The sequence below is a fragment of the Intestinimonas butyriciproducens genome (genome assembly GCF_004154955.1).
Classification (GTDB): domain Bacteria; phylum Bacillota; class Clostridia; order Oscillospirales; family Oscillospiraceae; genus Intestinimonas; species Intestinimonas butyriciproducens.
On sequence record NZ_CP011524.1, the window covers coordinates 2,134,108 to 2,149,745 of the forward strand.

Genomic DNA, 15,638 nt, shown 5'->3' on the forward strand with positions numbered 1-15,638 from the left:
GACATGATACGAATCAGCGACCTCCCTCTCTCCCTCGACGCGGACCTTCCCGAGCTCCGGGCCAAAGCCGCACGTATGCTCCGCATTTCCCCCGACGCTGTTCAGGCCCTCACGCTTGTCCGCCAATCCATCGACGCCCGGAAAAAGTCCGACGTCCACTATGTCTGCACAGTGGACCTGTCCGCCGAGGACGAGGCCTACCTGGTCCGGCGGGCACAAAACCGGGCCGTCACGCTCCATGCGCCCCATCCCTACCGCTTTCCCACCCCCACCCGCAGCGCATCGCTCCGGCCCGTGGTGGTGGGCATGGGCCCTGCCGGGCTCTTTACCGCCCTTTTTCTGGCGCGTGCTGGCCTGCCCCCCATTGTTTTGGAGCGGGGCCGTCCCGTGGAGCAGAGGAGCCGCGACGTATCCGCCTTTTGGGCGGGGGGTGCGCTGGACCCCGCCTCCAACGTCCAGTTCGGCGAGGGCGGGGCCGGGACCTTCTCCGACGGAAAGCTGACCACCGGGACCCATGACCCCCGTCTTTCCGCCGTGGTGGAAGCCCTGGTGGTACACGGCGCGCCGGAGGATATCCGCTATTCCCACAAGCCCCACATCGGCACCGACGTGCTCGTGGAGGTGGTGCGGAACATCCGTCTGGAGCTGTTGCGCCTGGGCTGCGACATCCGGTTCGAACACCGTCTCTCCGGCCTCTCCATTCGGGGCGGCGTGCTCACGGCTGTAACGGTGGATGCGCCAACCGGCCCCTATACGCTGGAGACGGATGCTCTGGCACTGGCTCCGGGCCACTCGGCCCGGGATACCTTCCGCATGCTTTTTGACGCGGGCGTCCCCATGGAACCCAAGTCTTTTGCAGTGGGCGTGCGCATCGAGCACCTGCAATCCGATATCAGCGCCGCCCAATATGGGTCGGCCTGGAAAAGGCTTCCCCCGTCGGACTATAAGCTCGCCTGTCACCTTCCCGACGGACGCTCCGCCTTCACCTTCTGCGTTTGTCCCGGCGGCGAAGTGGTCGCCGCCGCATCAGAGCCGGGGCACCTTGTGACCAATGGCATGAGCCGGAGGTCCAGAGGGGGGCGAAACTGCAACGGCGGACTGCTGGTGGGCGTCTCCCCTGCCGACTTCGCCTCCTCGCATCCCTTGGCCGGTATGCAGTTCCAAGAGCTGTGGGAGAGTCGTGCCTTTGACTTGGGCGGCGGCAGCTATTTCGCGCCCGCCCAGACCGTCGGCAGCCTGCTCTCAGGCTCCACTCCCTCCCTCTCCTCCACGGTGGAAGCCACCTATCGTCCCGGCGTGGTACCCGCCGATCTCCGCCTCTGTCTGCCCGGATTTGTCACGGATACGCTGCGGAGCGCATTGCCCCTCATGGGGAAGCGCCTACACGGCTTTGACGCTCCGGAGGCCCTGCTGACCGGAGTGGAGACCCGCTCCTCTTCTCCGGTCCGCCTGCTGCGCGGCGCGGACCTCCAGTCGCCGGTCCGCGGCCTCTATCCCTGCGGAGAGGGCGGCGGCTGGGCCGGCGGGATCATGAGTGCCGCCGCGGATGGGATCCGTGTGGCGGAGCGGATCGCCGCACCCTGAAATATCGATCATCGGGAGGTGTTCCCCTTGCTGGACCTCAACCATATCGAGCAATACCGGGAAAATAACCGCCTGGAGGCCAAGCTGGCCACCGGGGGACTGCCCCACAGCATTTGGGAGACCTATTCCGCTTTTGCCAACAGCTACGGCGGGCTCATCCTTCTGGGCGTGGAGGAGCGTCCCGACCACAGCCTTCGGGTCCAGGGCCTGCTGGAGCCCCACGAAATGGCGAAGGAGTTCTGGCGCATGGTCAGCGATCCTCAGGTGGTCAGCGTCAATATTTTACGTCCGGAGGACGTCTGGGTGGCGGGCACCGACGACGGCGCCGTGCTGGTGATTCAGGTCCCGCCCGGGGAACGGGACCAGCTCCCCGTCTATCTGGGGCAGGACCCCTTCCATGGCTCCTATCGCCGCAGTGGAGACGGGGACTACCACTGCACCCGGGCCGAGGTCCAGGCCATGCTGGGCGCGCGGACACACTGAGGAGGGCGCCGATGGATTTTTCCTGCTGGCAGGCTGCCCTGCCCAAATATGACGTGATCGCGGTCCTGGGCCGCAGCGCCGTCCTCCCGGGCGGTGCTCTGATCGAGCTGCTGGGGTTTTTGCTTCAAGAGAAAACGCTGCGGCTTTATCTGCTTCAATACGACGGCGAGGCCTGGCGGCAGGAGCGGGACGCTCTCCCCCGTCCTCCCCGCACTCCCGCCACCAACCGCCGGAAGCTCACCCGCCGGGCAGGAGATTCTTACCACCCCCCGCTTCCGCATATCTCACGGATGTCCCTGGATGACCGCGTCCTCTCCATTGCCTCCGCCTCCAGCGGGCGGCTGTCCGGCGATCTCTTCCAAGGGGCGCCGGAGGACATGCTGACCGTCCACGAATTTCTCCGTGCCGGCTGCCCGATCTCCGCGCCGCTGCAAGGGGCGGACCTCCCGGGCGTCTGGCTGACCTGCCTGGAATTTCAGGGGGAATTTGACACCATACCCCCGGTCGGACCGGATTGCCAGGTCTCTCTGACCCTAGGGATGGAATGGGTGCAGTACCCCGCCGGGAAGCGGCTGACCCTGCAGGTGGGAAAAGGCCGTCCCCGCCCCCTCACCTGCGGCAGCGGCCCCCAGGCCGTCCGCTTCTACATCCACAACGTCTACCTCCAAGACCTGTACGGCGACGTGGAGACGCTGCTCTCCGACCCCAGGCGTTATGAGGGCCTTCCGCCGGAGGAGGCGGAGAGGGCAAAGCGGGACATTCACGCACATGTGCAGCAGCTCTGTCCCCCGGGGATGCGCCTGCCCGTGGTGGAGTATGAGACGGAGCATGCCTCTCTGCAGTTCTATTCCCGGGCCTTTTTGCGCCAGGCCCCGGTCTCCGCCGCCTCTTCCGTAGGGTTTCTCCTGAAGCCGGAGCATCCCACCGGCAGCCACGGTCTCCCCTTGCGGGCGTCCCTCCTGGAGGGAGCCGTCCCGCCGGATACAGGGTCTGTGGATGTGGAGCTGCTGCACTATCAGCTCCCGGTGCCGGAACAGACCATTTCTTTTTTGCGGATATAAAAGACCTCCTCCGCGCACTTGCACAAAAGTGCGCGGAGGAGGTCTTTCTCTCTGCCTTACAGGTTGGCGTCCAGCGTCTGGGTGTAGACGCTGGCGGGCTGTACGCCCACCTTCCGCCCAATCTCCTTGCCGTCCTTGAAGAAGATGACGGTGGGAATGCTCATAACGCCGTACTTGCCGGCCAGCGCCTGGTTCTCATCCACGTCCACCTTACCGATGAGCGCCTTGCCCTCGTACTTCTTGCCCAAGTCCTCCACAACCGGAGCCAGCATCTTGCAGGGACCGCACCAAGTGGCCCAGAAGTCCACCATGGCGATGGGGGCAGTGGGGATTTTTTCGTTGAACTCGGATTCATTCAGATGCAGAACAGACATGATTCATTTCTCCTTTTTATAATGAAATAGATAAAATATGCATGATTTTCCTCTTACAGCCCGTCGAGATACTCGGCGGCCTTCTGTCCGGCGATCAGGCCCTCGCCGGCGGCTTTTGAGAGCTGGAGGGGCAGCCCGGTGCAGTCTCCGGCGGCAAATACGCCCGGCAGGTTGGTCCTCATCTCCCGGTCCACCCGGATATAGCCGTTTTCCAGCTCCAGCGCCGGCAGCAGATCCGTGGGCGGAATGGCGTGGCGGAGGAGGAACACGCATTGACATGGGATTTCCTCGTCCCCCGCTCTCAGGGCGGTGACGGACGCTTCGCCCACGATCTCCAGTTTGGTCGCTCTCACATAGGCAATGGCGGGGTCCAGCCCCTCCGGCGCCTTGCCTGAGACGTAGGTCACCCGGCAGCCTAACCCCTGGAGAAAGTTGGCCTCCTCAGCCGCATCGGGGGCCAGCCCAACCACCACGACCTGCTTGTCTCGGTAGAGCATCCCATCACATGTCGCGCAGTAGCTCACGCCCCGGCCCAGAAACTCCGCCTCGCCAGGGAACTTCTTCCCCCGCGAGACGCCAGTGGCCAGAATGACCGCCCCGGCCTCCTCCATATCGGTGCCGATGCTTAGATAGCATGTGTGCTCCATGGGCATGATATTCAGCACTCGTCCATGTCTGAATTCCACGCCCATATCCTCGGCGTGCCTCTGATAAGCGTCCAGGAGCTGGGCTCCGGTAAGTCCGGGCATCCCCAGATAGTTGTCTACCCGCTCCGCCCGGTACAGAGGACTTTCCCGGTAATCGTTGCCGACCACCAGCACCGTCTTGTTCCGGACCCTGGCATTGATCGCGGCGCTCAGGCCTGCCGGACCGCCTCCGATGACCGCAATGTCATGGGACAATTATAATCACACTCCTTGTCTCCGAACAGCGCGGCCACCACAGCGGCGGCGTCCGGGTCCGACACCTCATAGTACATCTCGTTGCCCTGCCGTTCACACCGTACCACCCCCGCCGCCTTCAGGCGCATCAGGTGCTGGGAGATGGTGGACTGTGACTGCCCGGTGCCCGCCTCCATACAACGGACATTGTGGCATCCCCCCACCAGCAGGCCCCGGACGATCTGCAGCCGCAGTGGGTGGGAAAGGGCCTTGAGCAACTCGGTCTTTTCCTCATAGAGCTCCTTGCTCTCTTCCATTGGCCTCACCTTCATTCGATCGTTCTAATATTAGTATATTCAAATATTTTTATTTGTCAAGTCACTCTTAAAAATATTTCTTGACAAACCGGTCCTGCCGCTCTATGATGTATCTCGTTTGATTTTCAAATTATTTGATATTCAAAGGAGAGTGCACATATGAAGGAAACTCTGCCCCAAGCCCCACACAAGCCGCGCAGGCTCCTCCCCAAGCTCCTGTTCGCCCTCGCCGCCGTGCTGGCCGCGCTGATACTGGCCGTCCTGCTGCTGTCCCAGCGGGAACTGAGGACCCTGGGTACGCTGGAGCGGGTGGGGGACACCTCGCTTTTTATCATGGAGTACATCGGGGATTACGGCTTTGACGACTTTCTGGAGACAGGGGCCTCCAGCGACCCGGAGCTCATCCGCTTCATCGCTGGAAAGCTCTTGAAGGGACTGCCCATGGAGTTCGATCTGCCCGATCTGGGCTGCTCTACCTTTGCCGCCCACACCCCGGAAGGAGATGCCGTCTTCGGAAGGAATTTTGATATGTATTACTCCCCTGCGCTTTTTGTCAAAACCGCGCCGTCCAACGGCTACCGCTCCATCTCCATGGTCAATCTGGCCTATATCGGTTTTGGTGAGGACAAGCTGCCCACCGGCCTTCTGGACAGCTTTTTCTGTCTGGCCGCCCCCTATGTGCCCCTGGACGGCGTCAATGAAAAGGGCGTGGCCGTGGGCGTTCTCCTCATCGACACCGAGCCTACGAACCAACAGACGGAAAAAGTGGACATCACCACCACCACAGCCATCCGTATGATCCTTGATCAGGCTGCCACTGTGGAGGAAGCGCTGACGCTGCTGGGCGAATACGATATGCACGCCTCCGCCAACTCCTGCTACCACTTTCAGATCGCCGATGCCTCCGGGCGCGCGGTAGTGGTGGAATACATCGGAGACACGATGAACGTGGTGGAGAGCCCCCGGGCCACCAACTTCCTTCTGACTCCCGGCGATTGGGATTTCGGCACCGGGCAGGACCGCTTTGAGACCCTGACGGCCGCCATGGAGGCGGCGGAGGGCATTCTGACCGAAGAGGAGGCCATGGACCTGCTGGAGGCCGTCAGCCAGCAGCCACAGCCGGAAAAGCGCAGCTCCACCCAGTGGTCCTGTGTTTATAACCAAAGCAGAGGCACCGTCTTCATCGCGATGGGGATGGATTATGACCACCTGTACCAGTTCAGTATCTGGGACTGACAGATTTTCCCCCCAGTGCGCCGCAGTTTTTCCTGCGGCGCATTTTTTGTGCTTGTCTGTGTCGAATTTTATATGATAAGATAATTTCAGCCCTTCTCCCTATGGGCGCAGCGGGCCGTGCTCGCCGCACGGTCCGCGCTTCTCTCCTCCGCGCACACAACACCAATGGAATAAGAAGGTGCCGCCTCCATGAAAAAGACCGCCGCTCTCCTTCTAACGCTGCTGCTCTCTCTCCCGCTCTCCATCTCTGCCCTGGCCGCAGATTATCCCGACTTGGATGAGTCCCACTGGGCCTATGACGCGCTGATACGCGCCTGTGAGCTGGGGATCCTCGGTGGGATGCCGGATGGCACTGTGCAGCCCTCCGGGACGCTCACCTGGGGACAATACCTGGCCATGCTGGGCCGTGCCTTCTATCCGACTGTCTGCGACGCCCACAGCGGGGCGGACAGCCATTGGGCCATGCCTTATTATCTGGCCGCCTGTGAGGCTGGCGTGCTCCAGGCCGATGACTTTCTCCCCGTGGCCTCCGACAAACTGGACATGCCGCTCCTGCGCCGGGATGCGGCGGTGCTGCTCTCCCGTCTGCTGCCGCAGGAGCCCGCTTCCCCCAGCACGGGTTCCGCCTTTGCCGATTGGGAGACGCTCCCGGTCTGCTACCGGGAAGCCGTCTCCGCAGTCTCTGCCTGTGGGCTGATCAGCGGAATGCCGGACGGCAGCTTTCAGGGAGAAGCCCCCCTGCTCCGTGCCGACGGCGCGGTGCTTCTGCTGCGGCTGAGCGATCTGCGCGGTGGGGTGCCCTCCGCCCCAATCCCGGAGCGCGAGGCGCCGGCCGCCGACCTGCCGGCCTCCCTTCCCGGCGAACAGTCCCCGTCGGAAGACCCGGACTGGCGGGTCCAGGGAGAAAATCAGGCCAAGTACCTGCGTCTCTTCGGCAGCGCCGACCAACGGCGCTTCACCACCAAGTCCGAGGCAGACGCCCGGATGAAAGAGGTGACGGTCCCCGTATGGCACCTGGACCCATCTACCGGAGAAAGGGCATCCTCCACCTGTACCTTTACCATCCATGAAGCTCTTGCAGACGATATGACGGCCATCTTCACCGCCATCTATGAGGACCCGGAGCAGTTTCCCATCAAAAATATCGGTGGTTACCGCTGGACAGACGCCGCCAAGGGGGAGCATAACTGCGGCACCGCCGTGGATATCAACTGGGAAGAGAATTACCAGATCTATGACAGTGGACAGGTCGGCGCCGGTTCTCACTGGCTGCCCGGCGAGGATCCCTTTTCCATTCCCGCCGACGGCAGTGTGGTGCGTATTTTTGCCCAATACGGCTATAGCTGGGGCGGTACCGCCTGGGCAGGGAGCAGAGACTATATGCACTTCTCCTACATGGGGAAATAAAATATTAGAGCCACAATGTATCTAGGCTTTTTCTATATCTTTTTATGCCTTGTTTTCCCTTAAATTTCCCCTTACAGGCCCAAAACGTCTTTGATATACCCCTCCATCCGGGCGGCGCTCTCCTGCTTCATCTGTTCGGTGACGTGGCCGTACACATCCAGGGTGAAGGCCGCCGTTGCGTGGCCTAGATTCCCTTGGACGGTTTTAATATCATCGCCGGAGCGGATCGCGGCCACGGCGTAAGAGTGGCGCAGATCGTGGAAACGGGCGTCAGGACACCCAATTGAATCGGCAATATTCTTAAATGCTCTGTATATCGTTTGGGCCACCAAATGCCCACCCACATCATTCGTGAACACTAATCCGGAGTCTTCCCACAGCTCTCCGGCCTTTAAGCGCTGCTCGTTCTGCTTAGCCCTGTGGGCGCGTAGCAGCTTCATGACCCAGGGGGCAGGGGTAATAGTCCGGGGCTTGGCACTTTTGGGCGAAGTGAAAATGTATTCCCCGTTTTTCCTTTTTTCACGCTGGAGCTGTTTATCGACAAGAATAGTACCTTGCTCAAAGTTTACACACTCCCACAGGAGGCCCATGAGCTCCCCTTCGCGCATGCCTGTAAACAGTGCGACAGTAAATAAATCCTCGAAACGATGACCCTTAATCGTCTCCAAAAATTCCTTGCTCTGCGTATCGTCCAGGGGCGCGATTTCTTCATGCTCCGTCCGTGGAAGGGTACAAGCGTCAGCGGGGTTGAAACGGAGGTAGCCAACAGCTATAGCTTGTTGTAAGGCCCTGTGAAAAATGGCATGTATGCCCCTTATCGTCCTAGCCGTCAATCCGGGCTTTCCGTTCCGGGGCTTGCCCAGAGCATTATAAAAACCCTGAATAGTGTGGGCGTTCAATGCCTCCAACTTCACGGCCCCGAGGGCAGGCTTGATATGGTTCCTGGCAACGCTAGTGTATGACGCCACGGTATACGGCTTCACCCCGCCCAGGTAGTCGGCGGTCCAGATATCCAACCACTGGCCCACGGTCATTTTGCTGGGGGCGGTGTAGGTCCCCTGATCTATTGAGGCGGTGGCCGCCTTCAGCTTCTGAGCCACCTCTTTTTGGGTCTTACCGGTGATGCTCCTCTGTATCTGCTTCCCTGTGCCGGGGTCCCGGCCAGCGGTGTACCGGGCCTCCCAATAGGTGTATTCTTTCCCAGAGCGGGTGACGGTCTTCTTCCTGATCGTGCCGGTGCCCGATGCTGCTTTCCTAGCCATGCAAATTCCTCCTTGTCCACGTCGCGCCCAGTGTGGTACAATTAGGGCGCAGTTTGTGATCGTTGTGGGTCCTAACTGCGTCTGCCGTCCCTGGTGTGTCCGCACCGGGGGCGGTTTTTCTATCTGGGCTGAATTTTCGGCTATGGTTGCGCATCGCGTTTGCCCCACTGTGCCCCTGCGATGCTTTCCAATATATCGGAAAAGATTGATTTTGCATATTCAATCCGCAATATAGCCAATTCCTGTGGAGGAACGACCTCAATCCCGCGCTTTCGCAGGCTAGGAAGAAGATTCCTTGCAGTTAGGATGTCCCTAAGGTCGATCTTTTCTTTTGTGCCATAGGCTATACCATCGCAAGCCTCAATCAATAGAACAAAAAGGGACGGGTGCGTTAAAATATCGTTAATCAACTTTTTGGGGCCGTATTCCGCCTCTGTAAACCCCGCCTCGTCATGCCCACTCTTGAAGTTGTTAATGAGTTCAGTGAAGAAAGACGCCGCCTCTTCCGTAAGCCCCATTTCTTGCGCAGTAATATATCTGGAGTCAACGTTTCTGTATTCCGAAATGCCCAGCAGCCAATCCGCCGACACGTTACACCGCTGCGCGATTTGGCAAAGCACAGCCGCATCCGGGAGCCGCGTCCCATTTTCATAGAATCCAACTGTGGGCCGGGAAATGCCCAGAAACTCCGAAAATTCCCCCTGTGTCTTCTCGCCCCGCAGACGCGCAAATCTCTCCGCAAATATTGGCATACGTTTTTGCTCCATTGCTCGACACATCCTTTCCTATTCGGCTTCAAATGTTTATATTCAGAGCTAATTTTCTTCGAGGGTTTACAATGCTCTTGTTGTGTACTATAATGATAGTACCAGATAACCTTTGAAGAGTCAACAGGAATATGAAAGGCGGATGATTGATGTACAACCAGGATATCAGGCGCGCGGCGGCGGGGGCGGGGGTAAGGCTCTGGCAGATTGCGGAGGCGCTGGGGATCGCGGATTGCAGCCTCTCCCGCAAGCTCCGCAAGGAGCTGTCCGCAGAAGAAAAAGAGCGGATTTTCTCCATCATCAAAAAACTGTCCCGGGAGGTGGTCTAATGCCGGACAAACTGGAGCCCCTGGCCGTGTCGGCCCCGGAGGCGGCCCGGCTACTGGGGATATCAAAGCCCAAGGTATACGAGCTGATGGGGCAGGAGGGCTTCCCTTCTTTCAAGCTCGGGGGGCGGACCCTCGTATCCGTGGACGGGCTGCGGGAGTGGGTGAGGAATCAGTCCAAGGGGGTGAGCCCGTGAGAGTATCGGACATGCTTCTGGAGGGGAAGGAGAGCGCCATCACCGGCAGCAGACTGGTGGACGCGCTGGAGCTGAAGGACCTTCGGGAGTTCACCCAGCTCATAGAGGGTGAACGGCGGGCGGGCTCCCCAATCTGCGCGAGCACGGGCAACGATAGTCACGGCTACTATCTCGCCAAGGACGCGGCGGAGCTGGAGGACTATTTGGGCAGTCTGGACCGGCGGCTCCATCATATCGGGCTGACCCGGCGGCATCTAGAGGCCACGTTACTTAGAATGACCGGACAAGGGAAGATAGGCGGGTGTTAGATTGGATATCTACGACATTCTAAGCCGCCTAGAGGGTGTGACAGGTGGAGGCGGCCAGTATTCGGCCAAGTGCCCTGCCCACAGCGACCAGCACAACAGCTTATCGGTATCTATCGGAGAGAACGGGCAAGTCCTGCTTCACTGCCATGCCGGATGCGGGCCCCAAGAGATCGTGGCGGCGATGGGGCTGACAATGCGGGACCTGTTCGCGGAGATCACCCCCGACAAGGCGTTCCCGGTCTACAGCGCTCCCAAGGGGAACAGGCCCACGGCCAAGTTCGAGGCTGAGTACATATACCACGGCGGAGATCTGAAAAAGGTCAAGATGCGGCAGACGGACGGCGGCAAATACTTTGCCTGGAGGCACCTGAAGGACGGCCAATGGGCAAAGGGACGCAATGGCATAGAGCCGGGGCTTTATACCTCCACGGGCGGCGGAGCGCTCCCCAGAGCGGTGTTTCTGGTCGAAGGGGAGAAGGACGTGGACACCCTGAAAGGGCTGGGAATGGCCGCCGTGAGCCTCCCGGACGGGGCCAAGAGCAAATGGCGGGCGGAGTATGGGAGAGCCCTGGAGGGCCGTGAGGTGGTCCTGATCCAGGACAACGACGACGCCGGAAAGGCGTTTGTCCAGATGGTGGCCGGGGAGCTACGTGGGCGGGCCTCCAGTCTTAAGGTGCTGGACCTTTCCGCCTGCTGGCCGGATATCCCGGAGCATGGAGATTTTACCGATCTTGTGGTTCGGTTCGGGGCCGGAAGCGCACTGAGAGCCGTGCAGACGCTGGCCCAGGATGCGCCGGAGTGGGAAGCGCACACCTCACCGGAGTGGGAAGCGCCGCTCCCCTTTGACACCATAGACACCCCGGACTTCCCCACGGAGAGTCTACCGGGGCCGCTGTCCGCCTTTGTGGAATGTCTGGCGGAGAGCACCCAGACCCCGGAGGAAATGGCCGGTATTCTCTCCCTGGGGGTCTTGGCGACGGCGTTCCAGTCCAAGTATGAGGTTGAGATCACCCCGGACTGGCGGGAACCCCTGTGCCTCTATTCCGTGGCCGTGGCCCCACCTGGAGAGAGAAAGAGCGCTGTGATCTCCGCCCTGGCAAGGCCGGTCTACGAATACGAGGCCGAGCGCCGGGAGTTTGAGGCCGCCGAAATCGCACAGAACCAGACCGAGCGGGCCCTGTTGGAAAAGGCGCTGCAAGCCGCCCAGACCAGGGCCACCAAGGGGAAAAAGGCAGACCAGGAGGCCGGGCGTGAGGAAGCCCTTGCACTGTCCGCCGAGCTGGCGCAGTTCCAGGACAAGCACCCCTTCCGCCTTTTAGTGGACGACACAACCCCGGAAAAGCTGGTGGACCTTATGGATATGCAGGGCGGGAGTATCACTGTGGCAAGCGCCGAGGGCGGTGTGTTCGACAGCATGGCCGGACGGTATGACAAGGGGGCCAACTTTGACGTTTACCTGAAGGGCCACGCCGGGGACCCTATCACCGTGGACCGCATCGGCAGGAAACCCAACCACATCAAAGACCCACGGCTTACCATGATGCTCACTGTGCAGCCGGAAGTTTTGGGCGGGCTCATGAACAACGCCACCATGCGTGGGCGGGGGTTGTGTGGGCGTTTCCTCTATGTGATGTGCAAGTCAAAGGTGGGACGACGGGAGATATCCCCAGACCCGGTGCCGGAATTGGTGCGGGCAGGATATCACCAGTTTGTACGGCGTATTCTGGACGACCAGGGCAGCGGAGTGATTCGCCTGAGTCAGGAGGCCGACCGCATCCGCAAGGACTATGCAGCGCATGTTGAACGCAAGTTGGGGAACGAATGGGAGTTCATGCGCGACTGGGGCGGAAAGCTGGTGGGGGCCACAGTGAGAATCGCTGCGCTGTTCCATGCCGCAACAGCGCAGGGAGAGCCATCAGAAACGCCGATAAGCCCGGAGACCATGGCGGCCGCCGTAAAAATAGCTGAGTTCTTAGGCCCACACGCCGAGGCCGCCTATCAGGTCATGGGCGCCGATCAGGACTATGAGGACGCCAAGTATCTGTGGCACAGGATAGAGGGCACCGGAGAGGATGAGCTTACCAAGAATCAACTATTACAGTTGACCCGTGGTAAGTTCAAAAAAACCGAAAATATGGAACCTGCGCTGCTAGGTTTGATTGATATGGGTTATATCCGCCGGGAAACTCGAAAGACAGGAAGCAAAGGCAGACCGAGCGAAATTATCATAGTGAACCCCTGTGCAGTTAATACAGTAAATACAGGAAAATGCGGCTGACTGCTAATTTACTGTATAAACTGTATTTACTGAACAGCATTCCATATTTGAAAATAGGGGGCGATCCTGACGGGCAGAACATCCCAACGGAAGGGGGCGGCGGGCGAGCGGGAGCTTTCCGCCCTCCTCCACCAACACGGCTATGAGATCGAGCGGGGCGGCTCCCTCAGCTTCGGGGAGGTCCCCGACCTTGTGGGCCTCCCTGGGGTACATATTGAGGTCAAGCGGGTGGAACGGCTGAATTTGGGAGAGGCAATGGCCCAGGCCATCCGAGACGCCGAGCGGTTTCAGGATGGAGCCCCGGCCCTTTTCCACCGGCGCAACCGGCAGCCTTGGCTGGTGACGATGTGCCTCCAGGATTGGCTGAGCCTCTATGACTGCCAGAAAAGCGATGGATTCACATAGTATTTAGGCATAAAAGAAGGTGATAGAAATTTACTGGGGAACGAATAACGGTGGCTGGAATAAGACCCACGGCCAGATTGAACGGACACCACGGCTTGATTCTTTCGAGCTGGCTCAGATCGACACATGGGGGGAACTGTTCTTTTGCGGGACCTGTAAGTCTATAGAGGTTTACTATGTCCCCGGAGATGAGAAATGTACCATAGCGCCCTCTGGAGCAAATCTTGACATAGATATTTCAAAGAAGCACAACGGGTACGGCGGGAGCCAAATCTATTTTCTGTGCCCACAGTGTGGGTGCCGGGTGCGGTATCTGTATCTATTGACCGGGCGGCGTCTATGGTGCCGGGCATGCAGCCGGTTGAATTACAAATCACAGCAGCGGACACGAGACAGCATGGACGGCTATGACCAGGGCTTGGCACTGGTTGAAACGCACTTGGAGCCGCCGCCCTGCCGGATTGATGGATTTAGCTTTTGCGATTGGGTGCCAGATCGTCCCCGGTATATGCACCAGACCACATACAAGCGGTATTTGCGGCGCTTCCTGAGGTACAGGGAGCAGTACGCGGCGAGGACCGCGGCAGACCTTCAGCGCCTTTTAAGGCGGCTTTAAGACATTGAATCCCCCCTATCTTATTGGACAAGATGCCTTGGGGAGACCGGCGGGTGAAGTACAAATTTCCTCTCACGGGTGTACAAGCCCCCCCGGGGGTGTAGGCTGAGGCGGAGAGAGCGAGGCTAGACCACCCGGCCCCCTCTGGGCAGGAAAAAGTTTAGAAATGGGATTTTCCCCGGCAGACCGGGAGAAGCACACAATAGGGGCCGAGGATATCCACTCCCCGACCCCTTCTTTTACGTCTATCTGTGAGCCCTTGGAAAGAACTTGAAGATACAGAGCAGGACCATTGAGAAGAGCAAATGATTCAACAAACCGCCTCTGTAAAAACGTGCCTCCCCGTGGCTCGCATAGCCAGCGCGGCCAGCTCATCCCGCTCATTGACTAACGATTCCCATACATGGGACAGGACCGCCCGCCATGCCGGATATTGTTCGCATACCGTTAAGGCGGCGGTGATCTCTGCCTCGCTCCCGTTGAGGTCAACGTTCTCGTGCTCAAAGATGTGGCTTAGGACCATTTCCAGGGTAGCGGCGATCTGGTCCAAGTGAACAATGGAGTCGTCCAGGGTAGCGCTCATTTTGATGGGGTCCATGTAATTTTCCTCCTTGCTATTCTGGAGGGGGCCGTGGTACAATGGGCCTCAGCCCCCTTTGGAGTTTGCGTGGGCCTCTTGCATCGGCTTTGACGGGCACGGATGCAAGGGGCTCTTCTCATGCCACGCAGAAGCGGCGGACACTGCTCTTTCTGGTGAACTGTTCCGCTACCTCGGGGAGGGTCTTTCTCAGGGCCGCAGCGTCGAATCTGGAAGCCTCTACGGTCTTCCAGGTGACCCTATACTCCCCGGCCCGCAGCTCCTCCGTGTCGCCCATCTGGGCCTTGATAGCGTCCTTGATCGCCTCCGCCTCGGCCTGGGCCTCCTCGATCAGGGCTTGGAGCTGGCGTAGCTCCCGGACCTTCGCCTCTACTTCGTTGACGCTCATAACGATCTCCTTTCCAAAATAAAACAGACGGCACCGAATACCCGGCACCGTCTGCTGTGTAGATCTGTTCAGTTGGCTTTCTTCAAGGCCGCAATCTCGCGGCTGTGCTTTCTGACAACGGCTTCAATAGCCGCAAGGCGGGTGTCTAATAGTTCGGCATCCTCTTCGGTCGGCATGCGACGGAGTATTTCGTCCTGGTTTTCGGCCAGAAGATTGAACCGCTCTTTGAACTCCGCATCCATCAGGGCCACAGTGCTCTTAGTAATACGCTGCTCCATTTCACTCAGCTTCTGATCGAGCCGCTTTTCCTGCTCCTCCATCATTTGGCCGATAGCCTCTAGCAACGCTTTATCATCCATCGGTATCACCTCTTGCATTGATTATACGGTGTCGGATATTCGGCTGTCAAGGTGCATTGTGGGAGCCGGCGTCGATCTGGAATGTTGGTGAAGCTCGCGGGCCACCGCACCAGTGTGCCATCCGCCGGTTCGGGAAGTTCGTTCCCTGTCCCTCTTGCTGATATAATAATACTATATTTACGCAAACATATCAATTGATATAATATACATATTTGCGCAAGTATATTTGTGCATAATATATATTTACGCAACTAGACATTTGGGGTATAATATAGCTAGAATAAGGGAGCGTGTCGGGTTTTATGACGCCCCCAACGGAGGTGGAAACATGGGAGCATCCAAGGCCCAACAGCGGGCAACAAATAAGTACATTTCGAAGGCTTACGACCGCATCAACCTAACTGTCCCCAAAGGGGAGAAGGAGACCATCCAGGCTCACGCAGAGGCCCACAGCGAGTCCGTTAACGGCTTTATTAACCGGGCCATATCCGAGACCATGGAGAGGGATAAGGGTGCTCCTGGGGCTGCCGGAGAGGCCGGAAAACCTGATAAAAGGTGACACCGTTACGCGCGCGTGAGGGCGCAACGTAAGCAAAAGGCGGGAGCCCCCAGGCCATCACAGCCGGGCGGGCTCCCGCTCGTTTTTTCCCTTATGTTTTCCCTTTAGACGTTTTCCAAGATGTTACTGTATTTGCCCCGGCCACCTGATTTCTTAGGGGGTAAGGGGCCAATTTTACTGTATCTTACGGGGTATTCCGGGCCGTTTCTAATATGCACTTCTCCTACATGGG

The 15,638-nt window shown here is 59.2% G+C and carries 19 protein-coding genes; 11 read left to right on the forward strand and 8 right to left on the reverse strand.

All coding sequences use genetic code 11. The features are described 5' to 3' along the window. Positions 1 to 3: 3 nt before the first annotated feature. Genes SRB521_RS10640 through SRB521_RS10650 form a run of 3 tightly spaced genes read left to right on the forward strand, consistent with a single transcriptional unit; the run spans position 4 to position 3,128 of the window. A complete protein-coding gene (locus SRB521_RS10640; RefSeq protein ID WP_075703551.1) occupies positions 4 to 1,584 on the forward strand; it encodes an NAD(P)/FAD-dependent oxidoreductase in 1,581 nt (526 codons plus the stop codon). 18 nt (positions 1,585 to 1,602) lie between these two features. Continuing rightward, the gene (locus tag SRB521_RS10645) at positions 1,603 to 2,067 is read left to right on the forward strand and encodes an AlbA family DNA-binding domain-containing protein (RefSeq protein ID WP_371824766.1); all 465 of its coding nucleotides are present in this window, start codon (positions 1,603 to 1,605) and stop codon (positions 2,065 to 2,067) included. 11 nt (positions 2,068 to 2,078) lie between these two features. Further along, entirely contained in the window at positions 2,079 to 3,128 is a 1,050-nt protein-coding gene (locus SRB521_RS10650; RefSeq protein ID WP_116721816.1) for a hypothetical protein, read from the forward strand. 56 nt (positions 3,129 to 3,184) lie between these two features. On the opposite strand, the gene trxA is transcribed toward SRB521_RS10650, so the two are convergent. Genes trxA through SRB521_RS10665 form a run of 3 tightly spaced genes read right to left on the reverse strand, consistent with a single transcriptional unit; the run spans position 3,185 to position 4,700 of the window. After that, the gene (gene trxA / locus SRB521_RS10655; RefSeq protein WP_058117324.1) at positions 3,185 to 3,502 is read right to left on the reverse strand and encodes a thioredoxin; all 318 of its coding nucleotides are present in this window, start codon (positions 3,500 to 3,502) and stop codon (positions 3,185 to 3,187) included. Between the two features lie 53 nt (positions 3,503 to 3,555). Next, positions 3,556 to 4,404 carry an NAD(P)/FAD-dependent oxidoreductase gene (locus tag SRB521_RS10660; RefSeq protein ID WP_058117323.1) on the reverse strand — a complete coding sequence of 283 codons (849 nt, stop codon included), beginning with the start codon at positions 4,402 to 4,404 and terminating at the stop codon, positions 3,556 to 3,558. Continuing rightward, positions 4,359 to 4,700, reverse strand: coding sequence for an ArsR/SmtB family transcription factor (locus tag SRB521_RS10665; RefSeq protein WP_033119265.1), 342 nt, complete (start codon positions 4,698 to 4,700; stop codon positions 4,359 to 4,361). Before SRB521_RS10665 ends, SRB521_RS10660 begins: the two co-directional genes overlap by 46 nt. 159 nt (positions 4,701 to 4,859) lie before the next feature. On the opposite strand from SRB521_RS10665, the gene SRB521_RS10670 reads away from it, so the two are divergent. Together SRB521_RS10670 and SRB521_RS10675 are read left to right on the forward strand one after the other, a co-directional pair. Next, positions 4,860 to 5,936: a linear amide C-N hydrolase gene (locus SRB521_RS10670; protein ID WP_116721817.1), complete on the forward strand. Its 1,077-nt coding sequence runs from the start codon at positions 4,860 to 4,862 to the stop codon at positions 5,934 to 5,936. A gap of 189 nt (positions 5,937 to 6,125) precedes the next feature. After that, entirely contained in the window at positions 6,126 to 7,343 is a 1,218-nt protein-coding gene (locus SRB521_RS10675) for an S-layer homology domain-containing protein (protein ID WP_116721818.1), read from the forward strand. Between the two features lie 71 nt (positions 7,344 to 7,414). Here the strand turns inward: SRB521_RS10675 and SRB521_RS10680 are convergent, their stop codons facing one another. Further along, positions 7,415 to 8,605: a tyrosine-type recombinase/integrase gene (locus SRB521_RS10680; protein WP_116721819.1), complete on the reverse strand. Its 1,191-nt coding sequence runs from the start codon at positions 8,603 to 8,605 to the stop codon at positions 7,415 to 7,417. Between the two features lie 140 nt (positions 8,606 to 8,745). Continuing rightward, positions 8,746 to 9,372 (reverse strand): helix-turn-helix domain-containing protein, encoded by a 627-nt coding sequence (locus tag SRB521_RS10685; RefSeq protein ID WP_165366627.1) that lies wholly within the window; start codon positions 9,370 to 9,372, stop codon positions 8,746 to 8,748. Positions 9,373 to 9,521: 149 nt separating this feature from the next. Here SRB521_RS10685 and SRB521_RS10690 point away from each other — a divergent pair, with 149 nt between their 5' ends. The 5 genes from SRB521_RS10690 to SRB521_RS16815 all read left to right on the forward strand — a co-directional run bounded on the left by SRB521_RS10690 (position 9,522) and on the right by SRB521_RS16815 (position 12,886). Continuing rightward, the gene (locus tag SRB521_RS10690) at positions 9,522 to 9,701 is read left to right on the forward strand and encodes a hypothetical protein (protein ID WP_116721821.1); all 180 of its coding nucleotides are present in this window, start codon (positions 9,522 to 9,524) and stop codon (positions 9,699 to 9,701) included. Further along, the gene (locus tag SRB521_RS10695) at positions 9,701 to 9,895 is read left to right on the forward strand and encodes a helix-turn-helix domain-containing protein (protein ID WP_116721822.1); all 195 of its coding nucleotides are present in this window, start codon (positions 9,701 to 9,703) and stop codon (positions 9,893 to 9,895) included. Before SRB521_RS10690 ends, SRB521_RS10695 begins: the two co-directional genes overlap by 1 nt. Then, complete coding sequence (locus tag SRB521_RS10700; protein ID WP_116721823.1) at positions 9,892 to 10,203, forward strand: hypothetical protein; 312 nt, start codon at positions 9,892 to 9,894, stop codon at positions 10,201 to 10,203. The genes SRB521_RS10695 and SRB521_RS10700 overlap by 4 nt, the downstream gene beginning before the upstream one ends. 1 nt (position 10,204) lies before the next feature. Further along, positions 10,205 to 12,481 (forward strand): DUF3987 domain-containing protein, encoded by a 2,277-nt coding sequence (locus tag SRB521_RS10705; RefSeq protein ID WP_129868849.1) that lies wholly within the window; start codon positions 10,205 to 10,207, stop codon positions 12,479 to 12,481. Positions 12,482 to 12,673: 192 nt separating this feature from the next. Further along, positions 12,674 to 12,886 (forward strand): hypothetical protein, encoded by a 213-nt coding sequence (locus SRB521_RS16815; protein WP_306812352.1) that lies wholly within the window; start codon positions 12,674 to 12,676, stop codon positions 12,884 to 12,886. Positions 12,887 to 13,812: 926 nt separating this feature from the next. On the opposite strand, the gene SRB521_RS10715 is transcribed toward SRB521_RS16815, so the two are convergent. From SRB521_RS10715 to SRB521_RS10725, 3 genes are all read right to left on the reverse strand, one after another. Then, positions 13,813 to 14,100 (reverse strand): hypothetical protein, encoded by a 288-nt coding sequence (locus tag SRB521_RS10715; protein WP_116721827.1) that lies wholly within the window; start codon positions 14,098 to 14,100, stop codon positions 13,813 to 13,815. 118 nt (positions 14,101 to 14,218) lie between these two features. Then, positions 14,219 to 14,488 carry a hypothetical protein gene (locus tag SRB521_RS10720; RefSeq protein WP_116721828.1) on the reverse strand — a complete coding sequence of 90 codons (270 nt, stop codon included), beginning with the start codon at positions 14,486 to 14,488 and terminating at the stop codon, positions 14,219 to 14,221. 68 nt (positions 14,489 to 14,556) lie between these two features. Further along, on the reverse strand, positions 14,557 to 14,847 hold the full coding sequence (locus SRB521_RS10725) for a hypothetical protein (protein ID WP_116721829.1): 291 nt from the start codon (positions 14,845 to 14,847) through the stop codon (positions 14,557 to 14,559). A 328-nt stretch (positions 14,848 to 15,175) separates the two neighbouring features. Between SRB521_RS10725 and SRB521_RS10730 the strand changes: the two genes are divergently transcribed. Continuing rightward, entirely contained in the window at positions 15,176 to 15,406 is a 231-nt protein-coding gene (locus SRB521_RS10730; protein WP_116721830.1) for an ABC transporter ATP-binding protein, read from the forward strand. Positions 15,407 to 15,638 lie beyond the last annotated feature (232 nt).

Excerpts from the sequence above, each read along its gene's own strand:
- SRB521_RS10640 (WP_075703551.1), top strand. The coding sequence starts at position 4 with ATGATACGAATCAGCGACCTCCCTCTCTCCCTCGACGCGGACCTTCCC.
- SRB521_RS10650 (WP_116721816.1), top strand. The coding sequence starts at position 2,079 with ATGGATTTTTCCTGCTGGCAGGCTGCCCTGCCCAAATATGACGTGATC.
- trxA (WP_058117324.1), bottom strand. The coding sequence starts at position 3,502 with ATGTCTGTTCTGCATCTGAATGAATCCGAGTTCAACGAAAAAATCCCC.
- SRB521_RS10665 (WP_033119265.1), bottom strand. The coding sequence starts at position 4,700 with ATGGAAGAGAGCAAGGAGCTCTATGAGGAAAAGACCGAGTTGCTCAAG.
- SRB521_RS10670 (WP_116721817.1), top strand. The coding sequence starts at position 4,860 with ATGAAGGAAACTCTGCCCCAAGCCCCACACAAGCCGCGCAGGCTCCTC.
- SRB521_RS10675 (WP_116721818.1), top strand. The coding sequence starts at position 6,126 with ATGAAAAAGACCGCCGCTCTCCTTCTAACGCTGCTGCTCTCTCTCCCG.
- SRB521_RS10680 (WP_116721819.1), bottom strand. The coding sequence starts at position 8,605 with ATGGCTAGGAAAGCAGCATCGGGCACCGGCACGATCAGGAAGAAGACC.
- SRB521_RS10685 (WP_165366627.1), bottom strand. The coding sequence starts at position 9,372 with ATGGAGCAAAAACGTATGCCAATATTTGCGGAGAGATTTGCGCGTCTG.
- SRB521_RS10690 (WP_116721821.1), top strand. The coding sequence starts at position 9,522 with ATGTACAACCAGGATATCAGGCGCGCGGCGGCGGGGGCGGGGGTAAGG.
- SRB521_RS10695 (WP_116721822.1), top strand. The coding sequence starts at position 9,701 with ATGCCGGACAAACTGGAGCCCCTGGCCGTGTCGGCCCCGGAGGCGGCC.
- SRB521_RS10715 (WP_116721827.1), bottom strand. The coding sequence starts at position 14,100 with ATGGACCCCATCAAAATGAGCGCTACCCTGGACGACTCCATTGTTCAC.
- SRB521_RS10720 (WP_116721828.1), bottom strand. The coding sequence starts at position 14,488 with ATGAGCGTCAACGAAGTAGAGGCGAAGGTCCGGGAGCTACGCCAGCTC.
- SRB521_RS10725 (WP_116721829.1), bottom strand. The coding sequence starts at position 14,847 with ATGGATGATAAAGCGTTGCTAGAGGCTATCGGCCAAATGATGGAGGAG.
- SRB521_RS10730 (WP_116721830.1), top strand. The coding sequence starts at position 15,176 with ATGGGAGCATCCAAGGCCCAACAGCGGGCAACAAATAAGTACATTTCG.